This is a genomic window from Mycobacterium sherrisii (assembly GCF_002102355.1).
Classification (GTDB): domain Bacteria; phylum Actinomycetota; class Actinomycetes; order Mycobacteriales; family Mycobacteriaceae; genus Mycobacterium; species Mycobacterium sherrisii.
Map to the genome: position 1 here is coordinate 40343 of NZ_LQPT01000093.1, position 24004 is coordinate 64346.

General features: G+C 67.9%; 20 protein-coding genes. 15 read left to right on the forward strand and 5 right to left on the reverse strand.

Translation table 11 applies throughout. The annotated features are described in order from the left end of the window. Window positions 1-15 precede the first annotated feature (15 nt). The 4 genes from ligA (at window position 16) to AWC25_RS19115 (ending at window position 6256) form a co-directional block, all read left to right on the forward strand. Window positions 16-2100, forward strand: coding sequence for an NAD-dependent DNA ligase LigA (ligA, locus tag AWC25_RS19100; RefSeq protein WP_085167275.1), 2085 nt, complete (start codon window positions 16-18; stop codon window positions 2098-2100). Window positions 2101-2136: 36 nt separating this feature from the next. Further along, a complete protein-coding gene (locus AWC25_RS19105) occupies window positions 2137-2745 on the forward strand; it encodes a TetR/AcrR family transcriptional regulator (protein ID WP_142278940.1) in 609 nt (202 codons plus the stop codon). Between the two features lie 197 nt (window positions 2746-2942). Continuing rightward, entirely contained in the window at window positions 2943-3347 is a 405-nt protein-coding gene (locus AWC25_RS19110; protein WP_069398710.1) for an MmpS family transport accessory protein, read from the forward strand. Then, window positions 3344-6256: an MMPL/RND family transporter gene (locus AWC25_RS19115; protein ID WP_085167276.1), complete on the forward strand. Its 2913-nt coding sequence runs from the start codon at window positions 3344-3346 to the stop codon at window positions 6254-6256. The genes AWC25_RS19110 and AWC25_RS19115 overlap by 4 nt, the downstream gene beginning before the upstream one ends. Before the next feature lie 10 nt (window positions 6257-6266). Here the strand turns inward: AWC25_RS19115 and AWC25_RS19120 are convergent, their stop codons facing one another. Beyond that, window positions 6267-6923, reverse strand: coding sequence for an ACT domain-containing protein (locus AWC25_RS19120; protein WP_069398547.1), 657 nt, complete (start codon window positions 6921-6923; stop codon window positions 6267-6269). A 69-nt stretch (window positions 6924-6992) separates the two neighbouring features. Between AWC25_RS19120 and gatC the strand changes: the two genes are divergently transcribed. From gatC to gatB, 5 genes are all read left to right on the forward strand, one after another. Beyond that, the gene (gatC, locus tag AWC25_RS19125) at window positions 6993-7292 is read left to right on the forward strand and encodes an Asp-tRNA(Asn)/Glu-tRNA(Gln) amidotransferase subunit GatC (RefSeq protein ID WP_069398711.1); all 300 of its coding nucleotides are present in this window, start codon (window positions 6993-6995) and stop codon (window positions 7290-7292) included. Beyond that, window positions 7289-8776, forward strand: a complete 1488-nt coding sequence (gene gatA, locus AWC25_RS19130; RefSeq protein ID WP_069398548.1) for an Asp-tRNA(Asn)/Glu-tRNA(Gln) amidotransferase subunit GatA — start codon at window positions 7289-7291, stop codon at window positions 8774-8776. Before gatC ends, gatA begins: the two co-directional genes overlap by 4 nt. A 45-nt stretch (window positions 8777-8821) precedes the next feature. Further along, complete coding sequence (locus AWC25_RS19135; RefSeq protein WP_069398549.1) at window positions 8822-9853, forward strand: ATP-dependent 6-phosphofructokinase; 1032 nt, start codon at window positions 8822-8824, stop codon at window positions 9851-9853. Window positions 9854-10245: 392 nt separating this feature from the next. Continuing rightward, window positions 10246-11094 carry a MinD/ParA family ATP-binding protein gene (locus tag AWC25_RS19140; protein ID WP_232326884.1) on the forward strand — a complete coding sequence of 283 codons (849 nt, stop codon included), beginning with the start codon at window positions 10246-10248 and terminating at the stop codon, window positions 11092-11094. Between the two features lie 48 nt (window positions 11095-11142). Then, a complete protein-coding gene (gene gatB / locus AWC25_RS19145) occupies window positions 11143-12654 on the forward strand; it encodes an Asp-tRNA(Asn)/Glu-tRNA(Gln) amidotransferase subunit GatB (protein WP_085167278.1) in 1512 nt (503 codons plus the stop codon). Window positions 12655-12683: 29 nt separating this feature from the next. Here gatB and AWC25_RS19150 read toward each other — a convergent pair whose 3' ends face one another. Beyond that, window positions 12684-13805: a PQQ-dependent sugar dehydrogenase gene (locus AWC25_RS19150; protein WP_069398552.1), complete on the reverse strand. Its 1122-nt coding sequence runs from the start codon at window positions 13803-13805 to the stop codon at window positions 12684-12686. 217 nt (window positions 13806-14022) lie between these two features. Here AWC25_RS19150 and AWC25_RS19155 point away from each other — a divergent pair, with 217 nt between their 5' ends. Then, on the forward strand, window positions 14023-14889 hold the full coding sequence (locus tag AWC25_RS19155; RefSeq protein WP_069398553.1) for a DoxX family protein: 867 nt from the start codon (window positions 14023-14025) through the stop codon (window positions 14887-14889). Between the two features lie 6 nt (window positions 14890-14895). Here the strand turns inward: AWC25_RS19155 and AWC25_RS19160 are convergent, their stop codons facing one another. Next, window positions 14896-15234, reverse strand: coding sequence for a PH domain-containing protein (locus AWC25_RS19160; RefSeq protein ID WP_069398554.1), 339 nt, complete (start codon window positions 15232-15234; stop codon window positions 14896-14898). 347 nt (window positions 15235-15581) lie between these two features. On the opposite strand from AWC25_RS19160, the gene AWC25_RS19165 reads away from it, so the two are divergent. The 3 genes from AWC25_RS19165 (at window position 15582) to ilvC (ending at window position 19128) form a co-directional block, all read left to right on the forward strand. After that, complete coding sequence (locus AWC25_RS19165; protein WP_069398555.1) at window positions 15582-17468, forward strand: acetolactate synthase large subunit; 1887 nt, start codon at window positions 15582-15584, stop codon at window positions 17466-17468. Between the two features lie 78 nt (window positions 17469-17546). Further along, window positions 17547-18053, forward strand: a complete 507-nt coding sequence (ilvN, locus tag AWC25_RS19170; protein WP_069398556.1) for an acetolactate synthase small subunit — start codon at window positions 17547-17549, stop codon at window positions 18051-18053. 73 nt (window positions 18054-18126) lie between these two features. Next, the gene (gene ilvC / locus AWC25_RS19175) at window positions 18127-19128 is read left to right on the forward strand and encodes a ketol-acid reductoisomerase (protein ID WP_069398557.1); all 1002 of its coding nucleotides are present in this window, start codon (window positions 18127-18129) and stop codon (window positions 19126-19128) included. 155 nt (window positions 19129-19283) lie between these two features. Here the strand turns inward: ilvC and wrbA are convergent, their stop codons facing one another. Continuing rightward, complete coding sequence (wrbA, locus tag AWC25_RS19180) at window positions 19284-19883, reverse strand: NAD(P)H:quinone oxidoreductase (protein WP_085167279.1); 600 nt, start codon at window positions 19881-19883, stop codon at window positions 19284-19286. Between the two features lie 128 nt (window positions 19884-20011). On the opposite strand from wrbA, the gene serA reads away from it, so the two are divergent. Continuing rightward, window positions 20012-21598, forward strand: coding sequence for a phosphoglycerate dehydrogenase (gene serA / locus AWC25_RS19185; RefSeq protein WP_069398559.1), 1587 nt, complete (start codon window positions 20012-20014; stop codon window positions 21596-21598). Next, window positions 21595-22605: a 3-isopropylmalate dehydrogenase gene (locus AWC25_RS19190; protein ID WP_069398560.1), complete on the forward strand. Its 1011-nt coding sequence runs from the start codon at window positions 21595-21597 to the stop codon at window positions 22603-22605. The genes serA and AWC25_RS19190 overlap by 4 nt, the downstream gene beginning before the upstream one ends. Here the strand turns inward: AWC25_RS19190 and AWC25_RS19195 are convergent. Beyond that, window positions 22505-23809, reverse strand: a complete 1305-nt coding sequence (locus tag AWC25_RS19195; protein ID WP_085167280.1) for an MFS transporter — start codon at window positions 23807-23809, stop codon at window positions 22505-22507. The two genes, AWC25_RS19190 and AWC25_RS19195, sit on opposite strands and share 101 nt — an antisense overlap. Window positions 23810-24004 lie beyond the last annotated feature (195 nt).

The window sequence follows — 24004 nt, forward strand, 5'->3', positions numbered from 1 at the left end:
CGATAGCCTGCGGGGATGAGTTCGCCCGAAGCTGATCCCGTCCCACCAGAGATCCGGCGGCAGTGGCGGGAACTGGCCGACGAGGTGCGCGGGCATCAGTTCCGCTACTACGTGCGTGATGCGCCGGTCATCTCCGATGCCGAGTTCGACCAGTTGTTGCGCCGGCTGGCCGCCCTCGAGGACGAGCACCCCGAGTTGCGCACCCCCGATTCGCCGACCCAGCTGGTCGGCGGTGCCGGCTTCGCCACCGATTTCACCTCCGCCGAGCATCTGGAACGGATGCTGTCGCTGGACAACGTGTTCAGCACCGAAGAATTTGAGCTGTGGGCGGCCCGCGTGCGCGGCGAGGTCGGTGACGACGTCCCCTACCTGTGCGAGCTCAAGATCGACGGCGTCGCGCTGGCGTTGGTCTACCGCGAGGGCCGGCTGGTGCGGGCGGCCACCCGGGGCGATGGTCGCATCGGTGAGGACGTCACCAACAATGCGCGCACCATTGACGACGTCCCGGAACGGCTGACGCCCAGCGACGACTACCCGATTCCCGACGTCCTCGAGGTGCGCGGCGAGGTGTTTTTCCGGGTCGCCGATTTCGAGGCGCTCAACGCGGCGCTGGTCGAAGACGGCAAGACACCGTTCGCCAATCCGCGCAACAGCGCCGCCGGGTCGTTGCGGCAGAAGGACCCCGCGGTGACGGCGCGCCGCAAGCTCCGGATGATCTGCCACGGCGTGGGTCGCACCGAGGGATTCCGTCCCGCCACCCTGCACGACGCCTATCTGGCACTCGGTGCGTGGGGCCTGCCCGTCTCCGAGCACACCGCGCGGGTCCAAAACGCCGCCGGCGCGCTGGAGCGGATCGCCTACTGGGGCGAGCACCGCCACGACGTCGCGCACGAAATCGACGGCGTGGTGGTCAAAGTCGACGATGTCGCCCTGCAACGCCGGCTGGGGTCGACGTCGCGCGCACCGCGCTGGGCGATCGCCTACAAGTACCCGCCGCAGGAGGTGCAGACGAAGCTGCTCGACATCCGGGTCAACGTCGGCCGGACCGGGCGTGTGACACCATTCGCGTTCATGACGCCGGTCAAGGTGGCCGGCTCGACGGTTGGGTTGGCCACGCTGCACAACGCATCGGAGGTCAAGCGCAAGGGCGTGCTGATCGGCGACACCGTGGTGATCCGCAAGGCCGGCGACGTGATTCCGGAGGTTCTTGGACCCATCGTCGATCTGCGCGACGGCACCGAACGCGAATTCGTCATGCCCACGCACTGCCCCGAGTGCGGAACCGAACTCGCCCCGGCCAAGGAGGGCGACGCCGACATCCGGTGCCCCAACTCCCGGTCCTGCCCAGCGCAGTTGCGGGAGAGGGTGTTTCACGTCGCCGGGCGCGGCGCCTTCGACATCGAAGGCCTGGGCTACGAGGCCGCCATCGCGCTGCTGCAGGCCGGGGTGATCAGCGACGAGGGCGACCTGTTCACCCTCACCGAGGACGACTTGTTGCGCACCGAGCTGTTCACCACCAAGGCCGGCACGCTGTCGGCCAACGGTCAGCGGCTGCTGGCCAACCTGGACCGGGCCAAGGCGCAGCCGTTATGGCGGGTGTTGGTGGCGCTGTCGATCCGGCACGTCGGCCCGACCGCAGCGCGCGCGCTGGCCACCGAGTTCGGCAGCCTCGACGCGATCACCGCCGCGAGCACCGGGCAGTTGGCCGCAGTCGAGGGCGTGGGGCCGACCATCGCCGCCGCGGTCACCGAATGGTTCACCGTGGACTGGCACCGCGCCATCGTCGACAAGTGGCGGGCCGCCGGGGTGCGGATGGCCGACGAGCGTGACGCCGGCACGCCACGCACGCTGGCCGGGCTGACCATCGTCGTCACCGGGTCGCTGACCGGCTTCTCCCGCGACGACGCGAAGGAGGCGATCCTCGCGCGCGGCGGCAAGGCCGCGGGTTCGGTGTCGAAGAAGACCGACTACGTCGTCGCCGGCGACGCGCCGGGATCGAAATACGACAAGGCGGTCGAATTGGGGGTGCCGATCCTCGACGAAGACGGCTTCCGGCGGTTGCTCGATGAGGGGCCCGACGTGCCGGCAGGCGCGGAGTAACAGCGAGGCACTGGGCTACACACAGGTAGCGGATCTATGGTGGGCGCTATGACGCAGACCGCCGAACCGTACACGGAGGACTCTCCGTGGTCTCCGCGCGAGGCCGAACTGCTGGCGGTCACCCTGCGGCTGCTGCAGGAGCACGGCTACGACCAGTTGACCGTGGACGCGGTGGCCGCCGCGGCCCGGGCGAGCAAGGCCACGGTGTACCGGCGCTGGCCGTCGAAGGCCGAACTGGTACTGGCCGCCTTCACCGAGGGGGTGCGCGAGGTGGCGGTCGTCCCCAACACCGGCACCCTGCGCGGCGATCTGATCAGACTCGGCGAAGTCTGTGGCGAGCATGGCCGCCAGCACGCCAGCACCATTCGCGCGGTGATGGTCGAGGTGTCGCGGCATCCCGCCCTCAACGAGGCCCTGCAGGAGCAATTCCTCAAGCAGCGCAAGGCCCTGATTCAGCATGTGCTGCGGCAAGCCGTCGAACGCGGCGAGATCACCGATGACGCAATCGACGACGAACTTTGGGACCTGCTGCCCGGGTACCTGATCTTCCGGTCGATCATCCCGGGCCGGCCGCCCACTCGTCGCACCGTCCAGCTGCTCGTCGACCAGATCCTGCTGCCGGGCCTGACCCGAACCACCAGCTAACCGCCGCCGGCCCGCGCCGCGGGGTGGGTACGTGAGCGTCTCTTGTGCAGTACGGTCCAGTACCGTACTCTAAGACGCGTCGGTCCCACCTGAGCGCGACACCGGTCGTGGTCACCAGCCGATCGAGCAACGCCCGACCAGCGAAAGGCCAACGGGTGAAGGCGGTTTCGTTGTCCACCGTGCTGCGGCAAGGATGGATGGTATTGGTCGCGGTGCTCGTCGTCGCGATCGCGGGATTCGGCATCTATCGCCTGCACGGCATTTTCGGCTCGGATGCCGGCAATTCGGCCAACAGCGGCCTGGCCAACGAGATCGTCCCGTTCAACCCCAAGCAGGTGGTGCTGGAGGTGTTCGGCGCCCCCGGGGCGGTGGCCACCATCAACTACCTTGACGTCAACGCCCAGCCGCAACAGGTCAAGGACGCGCCGCTGCCCTGGTCGTTCACCATCACCACGACCGAACCCGCCGTCGTCGCCAACGTCGTGGCGCAGGGCGACGGCGACACGCTCGGCTGCCGCATCACCGTCAACGGCGAAGTCAAAGATCAACGCACCGTCCACAAAGTCGACGCCTACACCTTTTGTCTGGATAAATCGGGATGAGCACTCATGAGCAGTCGCGGCCGTTCGTGCCGCGCACCATCCGCCGGCTGGCACTGCCGATCCTGCTGTTCTGGGTGGCGCTGGCCGCGTTGACCAACATCGCGGTGCCGCAGCTGGAAGACGTTGGCAAGACCCACAATGTCGCGCTGAACTCCCCGGATGCTCCGTCGCTCAAGGCGATCAAGCGAATCGGGGAGAAGTTCGGCGAGTTCGACACCGACAGCACGGCGATGATCGTCTTGGAGGGCGACAAGCCACTCGGCGCGGACGCACACAAGTTCTACGACGAGATGATCCGTCGGCTCGAGCAGGACCGCAAACACGTCGAACATGTGCAGGACTACTGGGGGGACACGCTGACCGCGGCCGGATCGCAAAGCAGCGACGGCAAGGCCGCCTACGTCCAGGTCAACCTGGCGGGCAACCAGGGCTCCGCGCTGGCCAACGAGGGCGTCGGCGCCATCCGCGACATCGTCGACCACATGAGGCCGCCACCGGGCGTCAAGACCTACGTCACCGGCGCGGCGCCGCTGATCTCCGACCAGTTCGACGTCGGCAGTAAGGGCACCGCCAAGGTCACGGCGATCACCATCGGGATGATCGCGGTGATGCTGTTCTTCGTCTACCGCTCGGTGCTCACCACGCTGCTGGTGCTTGCCACGGTCCTGATCGAAATGTCCGCCGCCCGAGGACTTGTCGCGTTTCTCGGAAACGCCGGCGTGATCGGGTTGTCCACCTACGCGACGAACCTGTTGACGCTGCTGGTGATCGCCGCGGGAACCGACTACGCGATCTTCTTCGCCGGCCGTTACCAGGAAGCGCGTGGAACCGGCGAGGACCGAGAAACCGCGTTCTACACCATGTATCACGGCACCACACACATCGTGCTGGGTTCGGGGCTCACCGTGGCCGGGGCAGTGGCGTGTCTGAGTTTCACGCGTCTGCCCTACTTCCAAAGTCTGGGTATTCCAGCGGCTTTGGGCATTCTGGTGGCGTTGTGCGCCGCGCTGACCCTGGGTCCGGCGATTCTGACCCTGGGAGCCAAGGCAGGCATCTTCGACCCCAAGCGGACGATCCGGACCCGCGGCTGGCGGCGGATCGGCACCGCCATCGTGCGCTGGCCCGGTGCCGTGCTCGCGTCTGCTACCGGCCTGGCCCTGGTGGGACTGATCGCGTTGCCCGGCTACAAGACCAGTTACGACACCCGTCCCTACATGCCGGCCAGCGCGCCGGCCAATATCGGCTACACCGCGGCCGAGCGGCACTTTTCGCGAGCTCGACTGGAGCCCGAATTGATGATGGTCGAAACCGATCACGATATGCGCAACCCGGAGAGCATGCTGGTGCTGGACAAGGTGGCCAAGGCGGTGTTCCACGTGCCGGGGGTCGCGCAGGTGCAGACCATCACCCGGCCGTTGGGCACCCCGCTGGTGCACAGCTCGCTGGCGTTTGTCGTCAGCAATCAGGCGGCCGGCCAGCAGCAAAACCTTCAGTATCAACGGGATCGGGCCGACGACGCGCTCAAGCAGGCCAACGAGCTGTCGAAGACGATCAACATCTTGAAGCAGCAATATCAACTGCAGCAGCAACTGGCCAACGCCACGCACAGCGAGACCCAAAGCTTTCACGACACCATCGACACGATCCAGGAGCTGCGCGACAAGCTGGCCAACCTCGACGATTTCCTGCGCCCGCTGCGCAGCTACTTTTATTGGGAGAAGCACTGCTACGACATTCCCGCGTGCTTCGCGTTCCGGTCCACCTTCGAGGCGCTCGACACCACCGACCAGCTCACCGAGAAGTTCGAAAACCTCACGGCGACACTGGATAAGCTCGACGCGCTGCAACCGCAGCTGGTCGCGTTGATACCGCCGCAGATCCAGAGTCAGGAGACGAATCGCGATCTGACGCTGGCGAATTACGCTACGCTGTCCGGCATCTACGCCCAGACCGCCGCCGCGATCGACAATGCGACGGCATTGGGCCGGGCCTTCGACGCCGCCAAGAACGACGACACCTTCTACCTGCCGCCCGAGGTGTTCGACAACCCCGACTTCAAGCGCGGGCTGAAACTGTTCCTCTCGCCCGACGGCAAGGCCGTGCGGATGATCGTCACGCACGAAGGCGATCCCGCTACACCGGAAGGCATTTCGCACATCGACCCGATCGCCAAGGCCGCGCACGAGGCCCTCAAGGGCACCCCGATGGCCGATGCGAAGGTGTACCTCGGTGGAACCGCCGCCACGTACAAGGACATCCAGGACGGCGCCAAGTACGACTTGATGATCGTGGCGTTTGCCGCGTTGAGCCTGATCCTGCTGATCATGATGATCATCACGCGGAGCCTGATCGCCGCGGTGGTCATCGTCGGCACGGTGGCGCTGTCGCTGGGCGCCTCGTTCGGCCTGTCGGTCCTGGTGTGGCAGTACATGTTTGGCATCCAGTTGTATTGGGTGGTGCTGGCGCTGGCCGTGATCCTGCTGCTGGCCGTCGGATCCGATTACAACTTGCTGTTGATTTCCCGGTTCAAGGAAGAGATCCATGCCGGGCTCAACACCGGCATCATCCGGGCGATGGCCGGCTCCGGCTCGGTGGTCACCTCGGCGGGCATCGTGTTCGCGGTCACCATGTGCGCGTTCGTATTCAGCGGATTCCAGGTGCTCGGGCAGATCGGGACGACGATCGGCCTCGGTTTGTTGTTCGACACGCTGATCGTGCGGGCGTTCCTGACGCCTTCCATCGCAAGGCTTTTGGGCCGGTGGTTCTGGTGGCCGCAGCGGGTTCGACCGCGCCCGGCCAGCACGATGCTTCGGCCCTATGGCCCGCGTCCGGCGGTGCGTCAGCTGCTGTTGTGGGATGACGACGATGACACGGTGCTGGCCGGCTCCCCGGCCCCGGCCTCGCGCTGACCGTCGGGGATCAATGCAGCAGGGTCGCGACGATGCCGGCCAAGTAACCCAGCCGGGCCACCTCCGACGGCCGAAATTCCGGTCCGGGCCGGCCCAGCACCACCGCCGTATGCGGGTCGCCGAGGGGGGCGGCCACCATCGTGGTGTCCATGTCGCGCCAGGCCTCCGGCACCCACTCGGCGCTGCCGTCCAGCGTCACCGCCCCCCGGATCGGTAACCACGGCGCCGAGACCGCGCGCGTCTCGGGAGCACCCGGGCTGGCGGCCAGACGCAGCAGTTCGCCGTCGGCACTGCGCAGCACGGTGCACCAGCTCACCCGCAGCACCCGGGGCGCCTCGTCGGCCAGCACCTGCAGCCGCGCCGACTGGTCGTGCGCCGCGGAGACGTGATCGAGCAGCTCCAGCTCGCGGTGGGCTTCCAGCAGCCCGGTGTGCGGGCGCACGCTGTCCACCCGCACACCGTTGAGCGACTCGGCGGCGGTGATCAGCGTGTCGGGCATGGCGCCGGCGGGCAGCTCGATGACCAAGTCGTCGGTGGCGTAACCGGCGCTGCGCTCCACGACGTCCAGCGACAGGATGTCGGCGCCCACCGACCCCAGCGCAACGGCCAGCGCGCCCAGGCTTCCCGGGCGGTCCAGGAGCTCGATGCGCAACAGATACGACGGCACGCGCCCACTGTTGCACAGTGCCGCGCGCGCGGCATTTCAGCCCGGTTAGGCTTTTCGCTCGTGTCCCAGATCCCCCGCATCTCTCGTGATGAGGTCGCGCACCTGGCCAAGCTGGCCAGGCTGGCGCTGACCGATACCGAGCTGGACAGCTTCGCCGGCCAACTCGACGCCATCCTGACCCACGTCGGCCAGATCCAGGCGGTCGACGTGACCGGCGTCGAAGCGACCGACAATCCGCTCAAGAGCGTCAACGTCACCCGCGCGGACGCGGCCCGGCCGTGCCTGACGCAGCAGGAGGCGCTGGCCGCGGCCCCCGAGGCCGTTGACGGCCGGTTCGCGGTCCCGCAGATCCTGGGGGACAGCGAGTGAGCGAGATCATCCGCTCGGACGCAGCGACGCTGGCCGCCAAAGTTGTGGCCAAGGAGCTGTCGTCGGTCGAGATCACCCAGGCCTACCTGGACCGCATCGCGGCCACCGACGACCGCTACGGTGCCTTCCTGCACGTCGCGGCCGACGAGGCGCTGGCCGCGGCGGCCGCGGTCGACGCGGCGGTGTCGGCCGGTGAGCAGCTGCCCTCGGCGCTGGCCGGTGTTCCGCTGGCCCTCAAGGACGTGTTCACCACGGTCGACATGCCGACCACCTGCGGATCCAAAATCCTCGAGGGATGGCGTTCCCCGTACGACGCCACCGTCACCGCCCGGTTGCGCGCCGCCGGCATCCCAATCCTGGGCAAGACCAACATGGACGAGTTCGCGATGGGCTCGTCGACAGAGAACTCGGCCTACGGCCCGACCCGCAACCCGTGGGACCTCGACCGGGTGCCCGGCGGCTCGGGCGGTGGCAGCGCCGCGGCGCTGGCCGCGTTCCAGGCGCCGCTGGCCATCGGGACCGACACCGGCGGCTCGATCCGTCAGCCCGCCGCGCTGACGGCGACCGTCGGGGTCAAACCCACCTACGGCACGGTGTCCCGCTACGGCTTGGTGGCCTGCGCCTCGTCGCTGGACCAGGGCGGCCCGTGCGCCCGCACTGTGCTGGACACCGCGCTGCTGCACCAGGTGATCGCCGGGCATGACGCGCTGGACTCCACCTCGCTCGACGTCGCGGTGCCCGACGTGGTCGCCGGCGCCCGGGCCGGCGCGGCCGGTGATCTGCGGGGCGTGCGGATCGGGGTGGTCAAGCAGTTGCGTGGCGAGGGCTACCAGCCGGGGGTGCTGGCGTCGTTCGAGGCCGCGGTGCAACAACTGACCGAGCTGGGCGCGCAGGTGAGCGAGGTCGATTGCCCGCACTTCGATCACGCCCTGGCGGCCTACTACCTGATCCTGCCCTCGGAGGTGTCCAGCAACCTGGCGCGCTTCGACGCGATGCGTTACGGCCTGCGGGTCGGGGACGACGGCACCAAGAGCGCCGAGGAGGTCATGGCGATGACGCGGGCGGCGGGATTCGGCCCGGAAGTCAAGCGCCGCATCATGATTGGCACCTACGCGCTGTCCGCCGGTTACTACGACGCCTATTACAACCAGGCGCAGAAGGTCCGCAACCTGATCGCCCGCGATCTGGACGCGGCCTACCAGTCGGTCGACGTGTTGATCTCGCCGGCGACCCCGACGACCGCATTCGGCTTGGGGGAGAAGGTCGACGATCCGCTGGCCATGTACCTGTTCGACCTGTGCACGCTGCCGCTGAACCTGGCCGGGCACTGCGGCATGTCGGTGCCCTCAGGGCTGTCCCCGGACGACCGGTTGCCGGTGGGCCTGCAGATCATGGCGCCCGCCCTGGCCGACGACCGCCTCTACCGGGTGGGTGCGGCCTACGAGGCCGCGCGCGGGCCATTGCCCGCGGCGCCGACCGTTTAGCCGCGGACTTGCCCACCGGGCCGCCGGGACGGGCAAGATAAGGGCATGCGGATCGGAGTACTCACCGGGGGTGGCGACTGTCCCGGCCTCAACGCTGTCATTCGGGCGGTGGTGCGCACCTGCGACGCCCGGTACGGCTCGTCGGTGGTCGGATTTCAGGACGGGTGGCGCGGTTTGCTGGAAAACCGGCGAATCCAGTTGCAAAACGACGACCGCAACGACCGGCTGCTGGCCAAGGGCGGCACGGTGCTGGGCACGGCCCGGGTGCACCCCGACAAGCTGCGGGCCGGCCTGGACCAGATCAAGCAAACCCTGGACGACAACGGCATCGACGTGCTCATCCCGATCGGCGGCGAAGGCACCCTGACGGCGGCGCATTGGCTGTCGGAGGAGAACGTGCCGGTGGTGGGGGTGCCCAAGACGATCGACAACGACATCGATTGCACCGACGTGACTTTCGGGCACGATACCGCCCTGACGGTGGCGACCGACGCGATCGACCGGTTGCACAGCACGGCCGAGTCCCATCAACGGGTGATGCTGGTCGAGGTGATGGGCCGGCACGCCGGCTGGATCGCGCTCAACGCGGGGCTGGCCTCCGGTGCCCACATGACACTGATCCCCGAGCAACCCTTCGACATCGAGGACGTGTGCCGACTGGTCAAACGGCGCTTCCAGCGCGGGGATTCGCATTTCATCTGCGTGGTCGCCGAGGGCGCCAAGCCGATCCCCGGCTCGATTCCGTTGCGCGAGGGCGGGATTGACGAGTTCGGGCACGAGCGTTTCACCGGTGTGGCCCAGCAGCTGGGCATCGCGGTGGAAAAGCGGATCAACAAGGACGTTCGGGTCACGGTGCTGGGTCACGTGCAGCGGGGCGGCACGCCGACCGCCTACGACCGGGTGCTGGCCACCCGGTTCGGGGTGCACGCCGCCGACGCCGCGCATGCCGGTGAGTACGGGCAGATGGTGTCCCTGCGCGGGCAGGAAATCGGTCGCGTGTCGCTGGCCGATGCGACCCGCCACCTCAAACTGGTGCCCGACACCCGCTACGACGAGGCCGCCGCGTTCTTCGGGTGATCTCCGCCGGCCGCACGACTTTGCCGGCGCTGCGCGATCGAGTGGGGTTGGTCACATTTTCGGGTTTAACTCGCTGCTCGCGGCGGCTATCCCCGGGTATGAGCAATCGCGGTGGTGTTCGCGGAGTCCCCGGGCAGTCCCCGGTCGCGCCGGCCCCGCCGGGGCCCTCAGGCCCCGTGAGGCACACGGGGCCCGCGCCTTCGGTTTCCTGGCGTCGCGGCGACCCGACGGCCGCCACGGTGCCCGAGCCACGCCATCGGCTGTCCCGGTCGCGCGGCCCCGCCGCGCCGTATCGTCCCGGTCTGACGCTAGGTGGCACCGCACTGGACGGCGTGGACCACGGCGATTCCGCACGTTCGGTACGGTCCGGCTGGCGACAGGTGATCCACCGCGTGACCGGAATCGACGTGGGCCCGGGCAAGGACGCGCTGCACGAGCACGGCCTGCGGCAGCGGATCGCGACGCCGCTGGGCGCGGTGTTCCCGATCGCGGTGCTCAACTTCAAGGGCGGTGTCGGCAAGACCGCGGTGGTCGAGGCGCTCGGCTCGACGTTCGCCGAGGCGCGCGGGGACCGGGTGATCGCCGTCGACATCGACACCGGCGACCTGGCCGAACGCCACGGTCGCCGCAACCCGTTGAGCCTGGCCGACCTGGTCGCCCGCAATTCGGTCACGCAATATTCCGAGATTCGGGCGCACACCCACATGAACAGCTTCGGCCTGGAAGTGCTCGGGCTGCCCGATTACGGCCAGACCGGCTGGCGGCTGGAGCGCCGCGACTTCGCCAAGGTGTTCTCGATGGTGCGGAATCACTACTCGGTGGTGCTGGTGGACTGCGTCAAGGCGATCAACTCCGCGGTGATGGAAGCCGTGCTGCCCGAGGCGCGCGCCCTGGTGGTGGTCACCGGCACTTCCATCGACGCGGTACGCAAAACCAACACCACCCTGGAATGGTTGTGCAACAACGGGTATCGGCACCTGATGACCTCAACCGTGCTGGTGATGAACTACACGGAGCCGACCAAGCCGGACGGCGTGGTCGTCAAGGAGTTCGAGTCCCTGGCCGCCCGCGTCGCCGCCGCCGCGGTGTTGCCGTTCGATCGGCATGTGCACGAAGGCCGGGAACTCGGCCTGGACCGGCTGAGCAAGGAAAGCCGGCGCGGCTACCTGGAGCTGGCGGCCGCGCTGGGCGATATGGCCGCCGGACGTCCGGCGCGGGACGGTTCGGCCCGCATGCCCTAGTCCGCGCCCGCCCCGGTCGCCCACCCCGTCCCCACTAGGATCTTTTCCATGACTGTCACGTCCGGGGCCGACCTGCTGGATTACGACGAGGTCCTCGCGCGTTACGAGCCGGTGCTCGGCCTCGAGGTCCACGTTGAGCTGTCCACCGTCACCAAGATGTTCTGCGGCTGCTCCACCGCCTTCGGCGCCGAGCCGAACACCCAGGTGTGCCCGGTCTGCCTGGGCCTGCCCGGCTCGTTGCCCGTGCTCAACCAGGCCGCGGTGGAATCGGCGATCCGCATCGGGTTGGCGCTGAACTGCGAGATCGTGCCGTGGTGCCGTTTCGCCCGGAAGAACTACTTCTACCCGGACATGCCGAAGAACTACCAGATCTCCCAGTACGACGAGCCGATCGCCGTCAACGGCTACCTGGACGCACCGCTGGAAGACGGCACCACGTGGCGCGTCGAGATCGAACGCGCCCACATGGAAGAGGACACCGGCAAGCTGACCCACCTGGGCAGCGAGACCGGCCGCATCCACGGCGCGACGACGTCGCTGATCGACTACAACCGCGCGGGTGTGCCGCTGATCGAAATTGTCACCAAGCCCATCGTGGGGGCCGGGGCGCGGGCTCCCCAAATTGCCCGCGCCTACGTGACGGCGTTGCGAGACCTGTTGCGGGCGTTGGGTGTATCCGACGTCCGGATGGACCAGGGGTCGATGCGTTGCGATTCCAACGTGTCGCTCAAACCGATCGGTGCCACCGAGTTCGGCACCCGCACCGAAACCAAGAACGTCAACTCGCTGAAAAGCGTCGAGGTGGCGGTGCGATATGAAATGCAGCGCCAGGCCGCCGTTCTGCTGGGCGGCGGTCGAATCACGCAGGAAACCAGGCACTTTCACGAGACTGGCTATACTAGCCCGGGCCGCACCAAGGAAACCGCCGAGGATTACCGCTATTTCCCCGAGCCCGACCTGGAACCCGTCGCGCCCAGCCGGGAGCTGGTGGAGCGGCTACGCCAGACCATCCCTGAGCTTCCGTGGTTGAGCCGCAAGCGAATTCAGCAGGAGTGGGGTGTTTCCGACGAGGTGATGCGCGATCTGGTCAACGCCGGCGCCGTCGAGTTGGTCACCGCGACCATCGCGCACGGCGCCGCCAGCGAGCCGGCCCGCGCCTGGTGGGGAAACTTTCTGGTGCAGAAGGCCAACGAGGCGGGCATCGAGCTGGACGAGTTGGCCATCACGCCCGAACAGGTCGCGGCGGTCATCGCACTGGTCGACGAAGGCAAACTTTCCAACAAGCTGGCCCGCCAGGTCGTCGAGGGCGTGTTGGCCGGTGCGGGTGAACCCGAAGAGGTGATGACGGCCCGCGGTTTGGCGCTGGTGCGCGACGACTCGGTCACCCAGGCCGCCGTCGACGAAGCGCTGGCCGCCAATCCCGATGTGGCGGAGAAGATTCGCGGCGGGAAAGTTCAAGCCGCCGGGGCCATCGTGGGTGCGGTGATGAAGGCGACCCGCGGCCAGGCCGACGCGGCGCGAGTGCGCGAACTGGTGTTGGCCGCCTGCGGGCAGAGCTAAGCAGTCGGTTTGCCGTGTGGCGGCGCGGTTTAGGCCTTGTCGTCGTTGTTGCGGGGGAAGCCGCCGCCCTGCGGGAACAGCGGGAACACCACATCGTCTAACCTCTCGGCGTCACCGGCGGTTTTGTTGATGGTGGCACCCCAGACGTTGCCGTCCGGCGACAAGCGCAACGCCCACGCGTGCGCATGCGTGTCCTTGCGGACCACCTCGGGCTCGCCGGTCACGGCGCCGGTGTTCGGCGCCAGCCGCAGCGCCACCGTCATTTTGGTGTTGACCAGGTTGACCATCACGGTCCCGTCCATCGCCGCACAGCCGGCCACGCCCGGCTTGTCCGGCCAGGTCCACACCGTGGAAACCTCGGAAGCCTTGGTGATGCGCTGCAACCGGTCGGCGGTGGGGGTGCGGTCGGCCACATAGAGCGAGCCGTCCACCGGGTCGATGCACATGCCGCCGCCCGAACCGACACCGGACAGCGCGGTCGTCGGCGGCGCCTGTCCGACGGTGGTCGGCTGTTCGATGCGTAACACCTTGCCGGCCAACGACTTAGGATCGGCGGCCAGCGCCGGGTTGCCCGCGTCGCCGGTGAGCACCAACAACGTGGTAGGGCTGCTGAACAGCAGCGCCCCGGTGTTTCCGACGGCGCCCTTGGGGATTCCAGTCAGGATGTCCTTGGGGATGTCACCGTCGGCGATCCGGATGACCCGGTTGTCGCTCGGCGTGCTGACGTAGGCGTACATCAGCCGGTCCTGGGTGTAGGTCGGTGAGAGCACGATGTCCATCAGGCCGCCGTCGCCGGACGGGTCCACCGGAACGACCAGCTTGACCTTCGGCTCGGCGCTGACGGAAATCTCCTTCACCGCGCCGGTGGTGCGCTCGGCGACCAGTGCCGTCTTGCTATCGGGGCCCATGATCAGGCCGCTGGTGCTCTCCAGGCAGCCCTGCATCACCCCCGGGGCCGGGCAGGCCTTGGGAAACGGCGTGGGCGGCAACGGCGGCGGTGGGGGCGGCGTCGAACTCGGCTGCGGTTTGAGTTCCGGGGCCGTGGTGAACGGCGCGGATGCCGCATCGTTGAACCGGGCGCAGCCCGTCGCCACCAGCAGCACCGCGCACAGCGCAGCGAGCCCGCACCGAACCGGCCACCCCAGACGCATGACCGACAGGCTACGGATAGTGCGGGCACCGGCGCCACAGGCGTGCGGCAGCGCACCCTCGTCCGACCGCGGGCGACGGCCGTGGTTACCGTTTCGAGACACCGTCGAGCCGATTTCGAGTCGATCCGGGCCGATTTTGCGGTATATGGGTCAATTATCCGGCGAAAGCGCCGCTCAAATCCCCAATTCGGGCGTCGATGCCCTTACCCTGACACCCGTGACCGGTCAATCTCATGACGCACCCTGGCAGCGGCCCGGCGACGCACCGGAGCCGGCCCCGGGACGCCCCGCCGCAGCGCGCTTGGTCGACCCCGAGGATGACCTGACCCCCGTCGGGTATCCGGGCGACTTCGGCACCACCACCGTCATCCCCTACCAAGACCCGAATCAGGTTGTGGCGCCCGCGGCGCCGACCTATCACGTCCTCGACCAGCAGGAGCCGCTGCCGTACGTGCAGCCGCAACCGCCGGCCCAGCCGGTGTCGACACCGGCACCGCGGCATCTGGCCGCCGAGCCCACCGAGATCGACCCCAGCGAGGACTACGAACGGCAACACGCCGTCGGCCGGCGCGGGACCCAGCATCTCGGCCTGCTGGTGCTGCGCGTCGGCCTCGGGGTGGTGCTCGGGGCGCACGGCCTGCAGAAGTTGTTCGGCTGGTGGGGCGGCCAGGGAATGACCAGTTTCAAGAACTCGCTGTCCGACGTCGGCTACCAGCACGCCGACATCCTGTCCTACGTGAGCGCCGGCGGTGAGATCGTCGCGGGCGCGCTGCTGGTGCTGGGGCTGTTCACCCCGGTGGCCGCGGCGGGCGCCCTGGCCTTCCTGATCAACGGCATGCTGGCCACCGTTTCGGCGCGCCCGCACACGTTCGCGTTCTTCCTGCCGCAGGGTCATGAGTACCAGATCTCTTTGATCGTGATGGCGGTCGCGGTCATCCTGGCCGGCCCGGGCCGCTACAGCCTGGACACCAACCGCGGCTGGGCGCACCGCCCGTTCATTGGGTCGTTTGTGGCCCTGCTCGCCGGCATCGCCGCCGGTATCGCGGTGTGGGTGCTGCTCAACGGCGTCAACCCGGTGGCCTGACCCGCGTCAGCGGTAGGGGTTGGGCACCCGGCCCGAACTGGCGGCCGCCAGCTGCGGCAGCGTCGCGAATGTGACGGCCGGCAGACGCAGCTCCGCACCGCTTTTGAGCTTGGCACGGGCCCAGGAGCCGCGGTGGAACCGCAGCCCGTCGATGTCGTCCCACACCACGGCCCGGCTGCTCAGCAGGTTCCGGACCGTCACACCGTGGTCGTCGGCGACCGTGCGCAACCGGACAATCATGGCCGACAACAGCACCGGAAGGCCGAGCAGCGGCGCCGACGGCGGCCAGTACAGCACCGGGATCAGCAGCCCCAGCGTCAAGAATCCCACGGCCAGATGCGCCATCGGTGAAATCCTGATCACGACGGGCGCGGGTGTCGGAGCAGCAGAACCGGAGGCCACCCGAGCATCATTTCACCCGGCCCGCGCCGACCGGTGCCGGGCGCCGGTGCGGCCGGACGGACCCGGATTTGACGGTTGAGCAGTGCGAAGGCTACCGTCGAGGGCTATGGATACCGCCGGAAACCCCGGGATGCTCGTAGTAATTAGTCGGCGCGTTGGTGCCTGACTAGCTCCTTCAGCATGTGAAGCGATCCGGAACCAACGCGCAACCCTCGATCAGCGGGAGCTGACGGGGGTTTTTTCTTGCGTCGACCAAACTTTCACAGCCAGCCCAACAAGATAGGACCAGAGTGAGCGCACCCACCAGGCATCAGCGAGCCGGGTCGGCGAACGGCGACTGGGCGCCGGACGACCCGGACGCTACCGCCGCCACCGCCGCGAAAGTCCCGGCCCCACAAGCCAAACACGTTGCACCGCAACAACTTACCGGTGCCCAGTCGGTGATCCGGTCACTTGAGGAACTCGGAGTGGAGGTCATTTTCGGGATCCCGGGCGGTGCGGTGCTGCCGGTCTACGACCCGCTGTTCGACTCGAAGAAGCTGCGGCACGTGCTGGTTCGACACGAGCAGGGCGCCGGTCACGCGGCCAGCGGCTATGCGCACGCCACCGGCAAGGTCGGCGTCATGATGGCCACCTCCGGCCCGGGGGCCACCAACCTGGTGACCCCGCTGGCGGACGCGCAGATGGACTCGATTCCCGTGGTCGCGGTCACCGGGCAGGTGGGACGGGGCCTGATCGGCACCGACGCCTTCCAGGAAGCCGACATCTCGGGCATCACCATGCCGATCACCAAGCACAACTTCCTGGTCCGCTCCGGCGACGACATTCCCCGGGTGCTGGCCGAGGCCTTTCACATCGCGTCATCGGGACGCCCGGGCGCGGTGCTCGTCGACATTCCCAAGGACGTGCTGCAGGGCCAGTGCACCTTCAGCTGGCCGCCGCGGATGGACCTGCCGGGCTACAAGCCGAACACCAAGCCGCACAACCGCCAGATCCGGGAGGCCGCGAAGCTGATCGCGCGGGCGCGCAAGCCGGTGCTGTACGTCGGCGGCGGCGTGATCCGGGGCGAGGCGACCGAACAGTTGCGGGATCTGGCCGAGCTGACCGGGATTCCGGTGGTCACCACGCTGATGGCGCGGGGTGCGTTCCCGGACAGTCACCGGCAGAACCTGGGCATGCCGGGCATGCACGGCACGGTCGCCGCGGTCGCCGCGCTGCAGCGCAGCGATCTGTTGATCGCGTTGGGCACCCGCTTCGACGACCGCGTGACGGGCAAGCTCGATTCCTTTGCGCCCGAGGCCAAGGTCATCCACGCCGACATCGACCCGGCCGAGATCGGCAAGAACCGGGCGGCCGACGTGCCGATCGTCGGCGACGTCAAGGCCGTCATCACCGACCTGATCGCGATGCTTCGCCAGGACGGCGACGGCGGTGCCGCCAAGGTCCCGGACATGGATGCGTGGTGGGCCTACCTGGACGACGTTCAGTCCACCTATCCGCTCAGCTACGGCCCGCAAAGCGACGGCAGCCTGAGCCCGGAGTACGTGATCGAGCAGCTCGGCAAGATTGCCGGGCCCGAGGCCGTCTACGTCGCCGGCGTCGGTCAGCACCAGATGTGGGCGGCGCAGTTCATCTCCTACGAGAACCCCCGCACCTGGCTCAACTCCGGCGGCCTGGGCACCATGGGCTTCGCGATCCCGGCGGCCATGGGCGCCAAGGTCGCTCGGCCCGAGGCGGAGGTCTGGGCGATCGACGGCGACGGCTGCTTCCAGATGACCAACCAGGAGTTGGCCACCTGCGCGGTCGAGGGCATACCGATCAAGGTGGCGCTGATCAACAACGGCAACCTGGGCATGGTGCGGCAATGGCAGAGCCTGTTCTACGAGGAGCGCTACTCCCAGACCGACCTGGCCACGCACTCGCGCCGCATCCCGGATTTCGTGAAGTTGGCCGAGGCGTTGGGGTGCGTCGGATTGCGTTGCGAGCGTGAGGAAGACGTGGTCGACGTGATCAACCAGGCGCGTGCCATCAACGACTGCCCGGTGGTGATCGACTTCATCGTCGGCGCCGACGCGCAGGTGTGGCCGATGGTGGCCGCCGGCACCAGCAACGACGAGATTCAGCACGCCCGCGGGATCCGGCCGTTGTTCGACGACGAGACCGAGGGGCACGCCTGACATGCGCGCCGGCGACGATGCAGTGGGGGCACCTCCCCCTCGCGGGGGACGTAGCGATGAGAAGGAGCGGCGCTAGACATGTACGCCAAGACGCACACCTTGTCGGTGTTGGTGGAAGACAAACCCGGTGTGCTCGCGCGCGTCGCGGCACTGTTCTCGCGGCGGGGCTTCAACATCGAGTCGTTGGCGGTGGGTGGCACCGAACAAAAGGACATGTCGCGGATGACAATTGTCGTTTCCGCCGAGGAAACTCCGCTCGAGCAAGTCACCAAACAGCTAAACAAGTTGATCAACGTCATCAAGATCGTCGAGCAGGACGAGGACAACTCGGTGGCTCGCGAATTGGCGCTCATCAAGGTACGCGCCGACGCGGCCACCCGGGCACAGGTAGTCGAGGCAGCAAACCTGTTCCGCGCCAAGGTCATCGACGTTTCCCCCGAGTCACTGACGGTCGAGGCCACCGGTACGCGCGGTAAGCTCGAGGCGCTGCTGCGTGTGCTCGAACCGTTCGGTATCCGAGAGATTGTCCAATCGGGTGTGGTGTCGCTATCCCGCGGCCCACGCGGCATCGGCACCGCCAAGTAAGGCCGCGCACCCGAAAAGGCTGCCCGAGAAGGCAAATAAGAAGGAGAAATTCACCGTGCCAGAGGCATTAGAGATGTTCTATGACGACGACGCCGACCTGTCGATCATCCAGGGTCGCAAGGTCGGCGTGATCGGATACGGCAGTCAGGGGCACGCGCACTCGTTGAGCCTGCGCGACTCCGGCGTGCAGGTGAAGGTCGGGCTGAAGGAGGGCTCCAAGTCGCGGCCCAAGGTCTCCGAGCAGGGGCTCGAGGTCGACACCCCGGCCGAGGTCGCCAAATGGGCCGACGTGATCATGTTGCTCGCCCCCGACACCGCGCAGGCCGACATTTTCAAGAACGACATCGAGCCCAACCTCAACGACGGCGACGCACTGTTCTTCGGTCACGGCCTCAACATTCACTTCGACCTGATCAAGCCGCCCGGCAACGTCACCGTCGCGATGGTGGCGCCGAAGGGCCCCGGGCACCTGGTGCGCCGGCAGTTCGTCGACGGCAAGGGGGTGCCCGCGCTGATCGCGATCGACCAGGACCCGACCGGCAACGGCCAGGCGCTCGCGCTGTCCTACGCGAAGGCGATCGGCGGTACCCGTGCCGGCGTCATCAAGACCACCTTCAAGGACGAGACCGAGACCGACCTGTTCGGTGAGCAAGCCGTATTGTGCGGTGGCACCGAGGAATTGGTGAAGACCGGTTTCGATGTGATGGTCGAGGCGGGCTACCCGCCGGAGATGGCGTACTTCGAGGTGCTGCACGAGCTGAAGCTGATCGTCGACCTGATGTACGAGGGTGGCATCGCGCGGATGAACTACTCGGTGTCCGACACCGCGGAGTTCGGCGGCTACCTGTCGGGTCCGCGTGTCATCGACGCCGACACCAAGGAGCGGATGCGGGAGATCCTGCGCGACATCCAAAGTGGCGAATTCACCAAGAAACTCGTCGCGAACGTCGAGGGTGGCAACAAGCAGCTCGAGCAGTTGCGCAAGGAGAACGCCGAGCACCCGATCGAGGTCACCGGCAAGAAGCTGCGCGACCTGATGAGCTGGGTCGACCGCCCGATCACCGAAACGGCATAACGCTTTTCGGTCAGCCCGCCCGCAGCGTCCGCCCGCAGCGTCCGCCGCGTCCGCGGCGTCCGCGGCGTCCGCGGCGTCCGCGGCGTCCGCGAAACTTAAACCACGGCGAGAAGCTTCGGCGTGTCGTGTGCGTGGTTTAAGTGTCGCGGCGGGCGCTAGGACGCCAGGCGGTCGGCGATCGCGACGACCCGGCGCGCCAGGTGTTCCAACGCCGCGACCGTGACCTCACCGATGTCCTCGATGTTGTCGTGCGTACTGACCAGGCTCACCCCATACGGGTTGCCGTCGACGAACTTGCACGGATCGGTGTAACCCGGCGGGACGAGGATGCCGCCGAAGTGCATCAGCGTCAGGTAAAGCGAGACGAGCGTGGTTTCCTGGCCGCCGTGCAGGGTGTTCGAGGACGTGAACCCGGCGTAGACCTTGTCGGCCAGCTTGCCCTCGGCCCACAGTCCGCCCAGCGAGTCCAGAAAGTCGCGTAGCTGAGCGGCGGGCGAGCCGAAGCGGGTGGGGGAGCCGAAGATGACGGCATCGGCCCACACGATGTCCTCGCCGGTGGCGCTCGGCAGGTCCTTGGTGGCGTGGTAGTTCGCCGTCCAGGCGGGGTTCTGCGCGATGGATGCCGGGTCGCGCGTTTCGGCCACGGGGCGGACGCGCACCTCGGCGCCGGCCGCCTCGGCCGTGGCGGCGACGCGGTTGGCCATCGTGGTGCCGTGGCCGGTGGCCGAGTAATAGATGACTGCGAGTTTGGTCACGCGGGTCAGCTTAAGGCGCCGGGGCGGGCATCGCCGTGCTACCGAATTCGCGGCCCAACCGGCGCTCGGCGGCAGCCACCCCGCCGCCCGGCGGGGTGGCTGCGGATCCCGGCCTATAGCCTGGTCGGGTGAACTTGCCTGTTGTGTTGATCGCCGACAAACTCGCTCAATCCACCGTCGCCGCCCTGGGTGACCAGGTCGAGGTGCGCTGGGTAGACGGACCGGACCGGGAGAAGCTGCTGGCGGCCGTGCCCGAGGCCGACGCGCTGCTGGTGCGGTCGGCGACCACCGTGGACGCCGAGGTCTTGGCGGCCGCGCCCAAGCTGAAGATCGTCGCCCGCGCCGGCGTCGGACTGGACAACGTCGACGTCGACGCCGCCACCGAACGCGGTGTGCTGGTGGTCAACGCGCCCACGTCGAACATCCACAGCGCCGCCGAGCACGCGATCGCGTTGTTGCTGGCCGCATCCCGGCAAATCGCGGCGGCCGACGCCACGTTGCGCCAACACACCTGGAAACGCTCGTCGTTTTCCGGCACCGAGCTATTCGACAAGACCGTCGGCATCGTCGGGCTGGGCCGGATCGGCCAATTGGTCGCGGCGCGGCTTGCGGCGTTCGGCACCCACATCGTGGCCTACGATCCGTACGTCTCGGCGGCGCGCGCCGCGCAGCTGGGCATCGAGCTGCTGGCGCTGGACGACCTGCTGGCGCGCGCCGACTTCATCTCGGTGCACCTGCCGAAGACGCCGGAGACCGCGGGCCTGATCGACAAGGACGCGCTGGCCAAGACCAAGCCCGGCGTCATCATCGTCAATGCGGCGCGGGGTGGTTTGGTCGACGAGGCGGCGCTGGCCGAAGCGATCACCAGCGGCCACGTCCGCGCCGCCGGGCTCGACGTGTTCTCCACCGAGCCCTGCACGGACAGCCCGCTTTTCGACTTGCCGCAAGTGGTGGTGACACCGCACCTGGGCGCGTCGACCGCCGAGGCGCAGGATCGTGCCGGCACCGATGTGGCCGAAAGCGTACGGCTGGCCCTGGCCGGGGAGTTCGTCCCCGACGCGGTCAACGTCGGCGGCGGCGTGGTCAACGAAGAGGTGGCGCCGTGGCTGGACCTGGCGCGCAAACTCGGGGTGCTGGCCGCCGCGCTGTCCGACGGCCTGCCGGCCTCGTTGTCGGTGCAGGTGCGCGGCGAGCTGGCCGCCGAAGACGTTGAGGTGCTGAAGCTTTCGGCCCTGCGCGGATTGTTCTCGGCGGTCATCGAAGACCCCGTCACCTTCGTCAACGCCCCGGCGCTGGCCGCCGAACGCGGGGTGACGGCCGAAATCAGCACGGCCACCGAAAGTCCCAACCACCGCAGCGTCCTGGACGTGCGCGCCGTGGCCCACGACGGCTCGACCGTCAACGTGGCCGGCACGCTGTCCGGTCCGCAGCTGGTGGAGAAGGTCGTTCAGATCAACGGCCGCAACTTCGACCTGCGCGCGCAGGGCACCAACCTGGTGATCAACTACGCCGATGCGCCCGGCGCGCTCGGCAAGATCGGCACTATCCTGGGCGAGGCAGGCGTGAATATCCAAGCCGCGCAGCTCTCTGAGGACACCGAGGGGCCGAGCGCGACGATCCTGCTGCGGCTCGATCAAGATGTACCCAGCGATGTCCGATCGGCGATCTCGGCCGCCGTCGGCGCCAACAAACTGGAAGTGGTTGACCTGTCATGAAATTGGCGATCATTGGCGGTGACGGTATCGGCCCGGAGGTGGTTGCCGAGGCGGTCAAAGTCCTCGACGCCGTCAAACCGGGTGTGCAGAAGACCGAATACGACCTCGGCGCGCGGCGCTATCACGCCACCGGCGAGCTGCTGCCGGAGTCGGCGCTGGCCGAACTGCGTGAGCACGACGCGATTCTGCTCGGCGCGATCGGTGACCCCTCGGTGCCCAGCGGCGTGCTGGAGCGAGGACTGTTGCTGCGACTGCGCTTTGAGCTCGATCACCACGTCAACCTGCGCCCGGCCCGGCTCTACAAGGGCGTGAACAGTCCGCTCGCGGGAAACCCCGACATCGATTTCGTGGTGGTGCGCGAGGGCACCGAAGGGCCGTACACGGGTAACGGCGGGGCGATCCGGGCGGGCACCGCGCACGAGGTGGCGACCGAGGTCAGCGTCAACACCGCGTACGGGGTGCGCCGCGTGGTCAAGGACGCGTTCGAGCGAGCCCAACGGCGGCGCAAGCATGTGACGTTGGTGCACAAGAACAACGTGCTGGCGTTCGCCGGGAAACTGTGGTCGCGCGTCTTCGCCGAGGTGGCGGCCGAGTATCCCGATGTCGAGGTGGCCTATCAGCACGTCGACGCCGCCACCATTTTTTTGGTGACCGACCCGGGGCGTTTCGACGTGATCGTCACCGACAACCTGTTCGGTGACATCATCACCGACCTGGCCGCCGCGGTGTCCGGCGGAATCGGGTTGGCCGCCAGCGGAAACATCGATGCCACCCGAACCAATCCGTCGATGTTCGAGCCGGTGCACGGCAGCGCGCCCGACATCGCGGGCAAGGGCGTCGCCGATCCCACCGCGGCGATCATTTCGGTGGGGTTGCTGCTCGCCCATCTCGGCGAGGCCGACGCGGCTAGTCGGGTGGAGCGGGCCGTCGAGAGCTACCTGGCGTCGCGGGGCGGCGAACAGCTCGCCACCAGCGAAGTCGGCGAACGGATTGCAGCCGCGCTGTAGTTTCCAAACCCGGTGGTAGCAAACGGATTGGCACCAGCGGGATCGCCAGGAGCGGGAACAGCCCGCACAACGCCCACGCCGGTGGATAACGCGCCGCGCTGATGAACGCACCGAAAAGCGGGGGACCCGCCGCCGCCATCAGCCGCTGGGTGGTGTTCTGGATGCCCAGCGCCCGCCCACTCCAGAACGGGCCGGCGAACTCGGTGATCGCGGTTGCCTCCAAACCGTTGTCGAGCACCGCGATCACCGAGACCAGGATCATCAGCGGTACTTCGTAGCGGGAAGTGTGGCCGTCGGCGTACGCCAGCGCAAACAGGGTGAGGGTTGCGGCGGCGGCGATCAGGGCGACCGGGCGCATCCGCGAACCGATGCGGTCCGACCATCGTCCGACCAGGATGCGGCCCAGCGCGCCAAGCAGTTGCGAGACGGTCATCGCCGCGCCGGCGGACGCGATCGACCAGCCGTCGTTGCGAATCAGCCAGACCAACATGAACGTCACGGTCACCGTCTGCGGCATCATCAGCAGCGCCGACGCCGCGTGGATTCGCCACAGCACCCACGACCCGCGATACGGGCTGGCCAGTTCCTTGTCGGTGGCCGACTCGCGGGATTTGCGCGGCGGGTCGGTGATCCCCACCAGGCTGATCAGCGCGCCCAGCGTGCACGCGATCGCGGGAAACATCAGGCCGGCGTGCGGACTGTGCTCACCCAACTCGGGTATCACCAAGGCGCCCAAGGCAATCCCCAGCGGCTGGGCCGTTTGGCGAATCCCCATCGCGAGACCGCGTTGCTGCGGCGGGAACCAGCCCGAGACCAGCCGGCCACCGGCGGCGTTACAACCGCCCGCAGCCATTCCGCCGAAAAACAGCAACAGGCCGATCCACACCAGGGAGTCCGTCGCGGTCGCCGCATACGCCAAGGCCGCCGTCAGCGCCGAACCGACAGTCAAAACCACTCGCTCGCCGGCGCGATCGAGTACGTAGCCCCACGCGATGAGTGTCACGACCATGCCCCAGCTGGGCATCGACGACAACAGGCCGGCCTGTGCCAGCGAGGTCTTCCGTTCGGCTTCCAGCGCGGGGATCAGGAATGCAACTCCGTTGATGAACAGGAACGAGCTTGCCGTCACGACCAGGGCGACGATCATGATCGACCAGCGTGTGCCGGCATTCGGTGATTGCGGCGCCGTCGGCTCCTTCGCCATTTGTCCATGTTTCCACAAGTTTGTTCGAACGCGGCGGATGGCAATTTGGGACGGCGCATCATGTTTCGACCGCCACGGGGTTGATGGTGTCGGCCCGCGTCGCCCGGCTGCTGCCGGCCTCGCGACCGCCACGGGGTTGATGGTGTCGGCCCGCGTCGCCCGGCTGCTGCCGGCCTCGCGACCGCCACTAGGCTC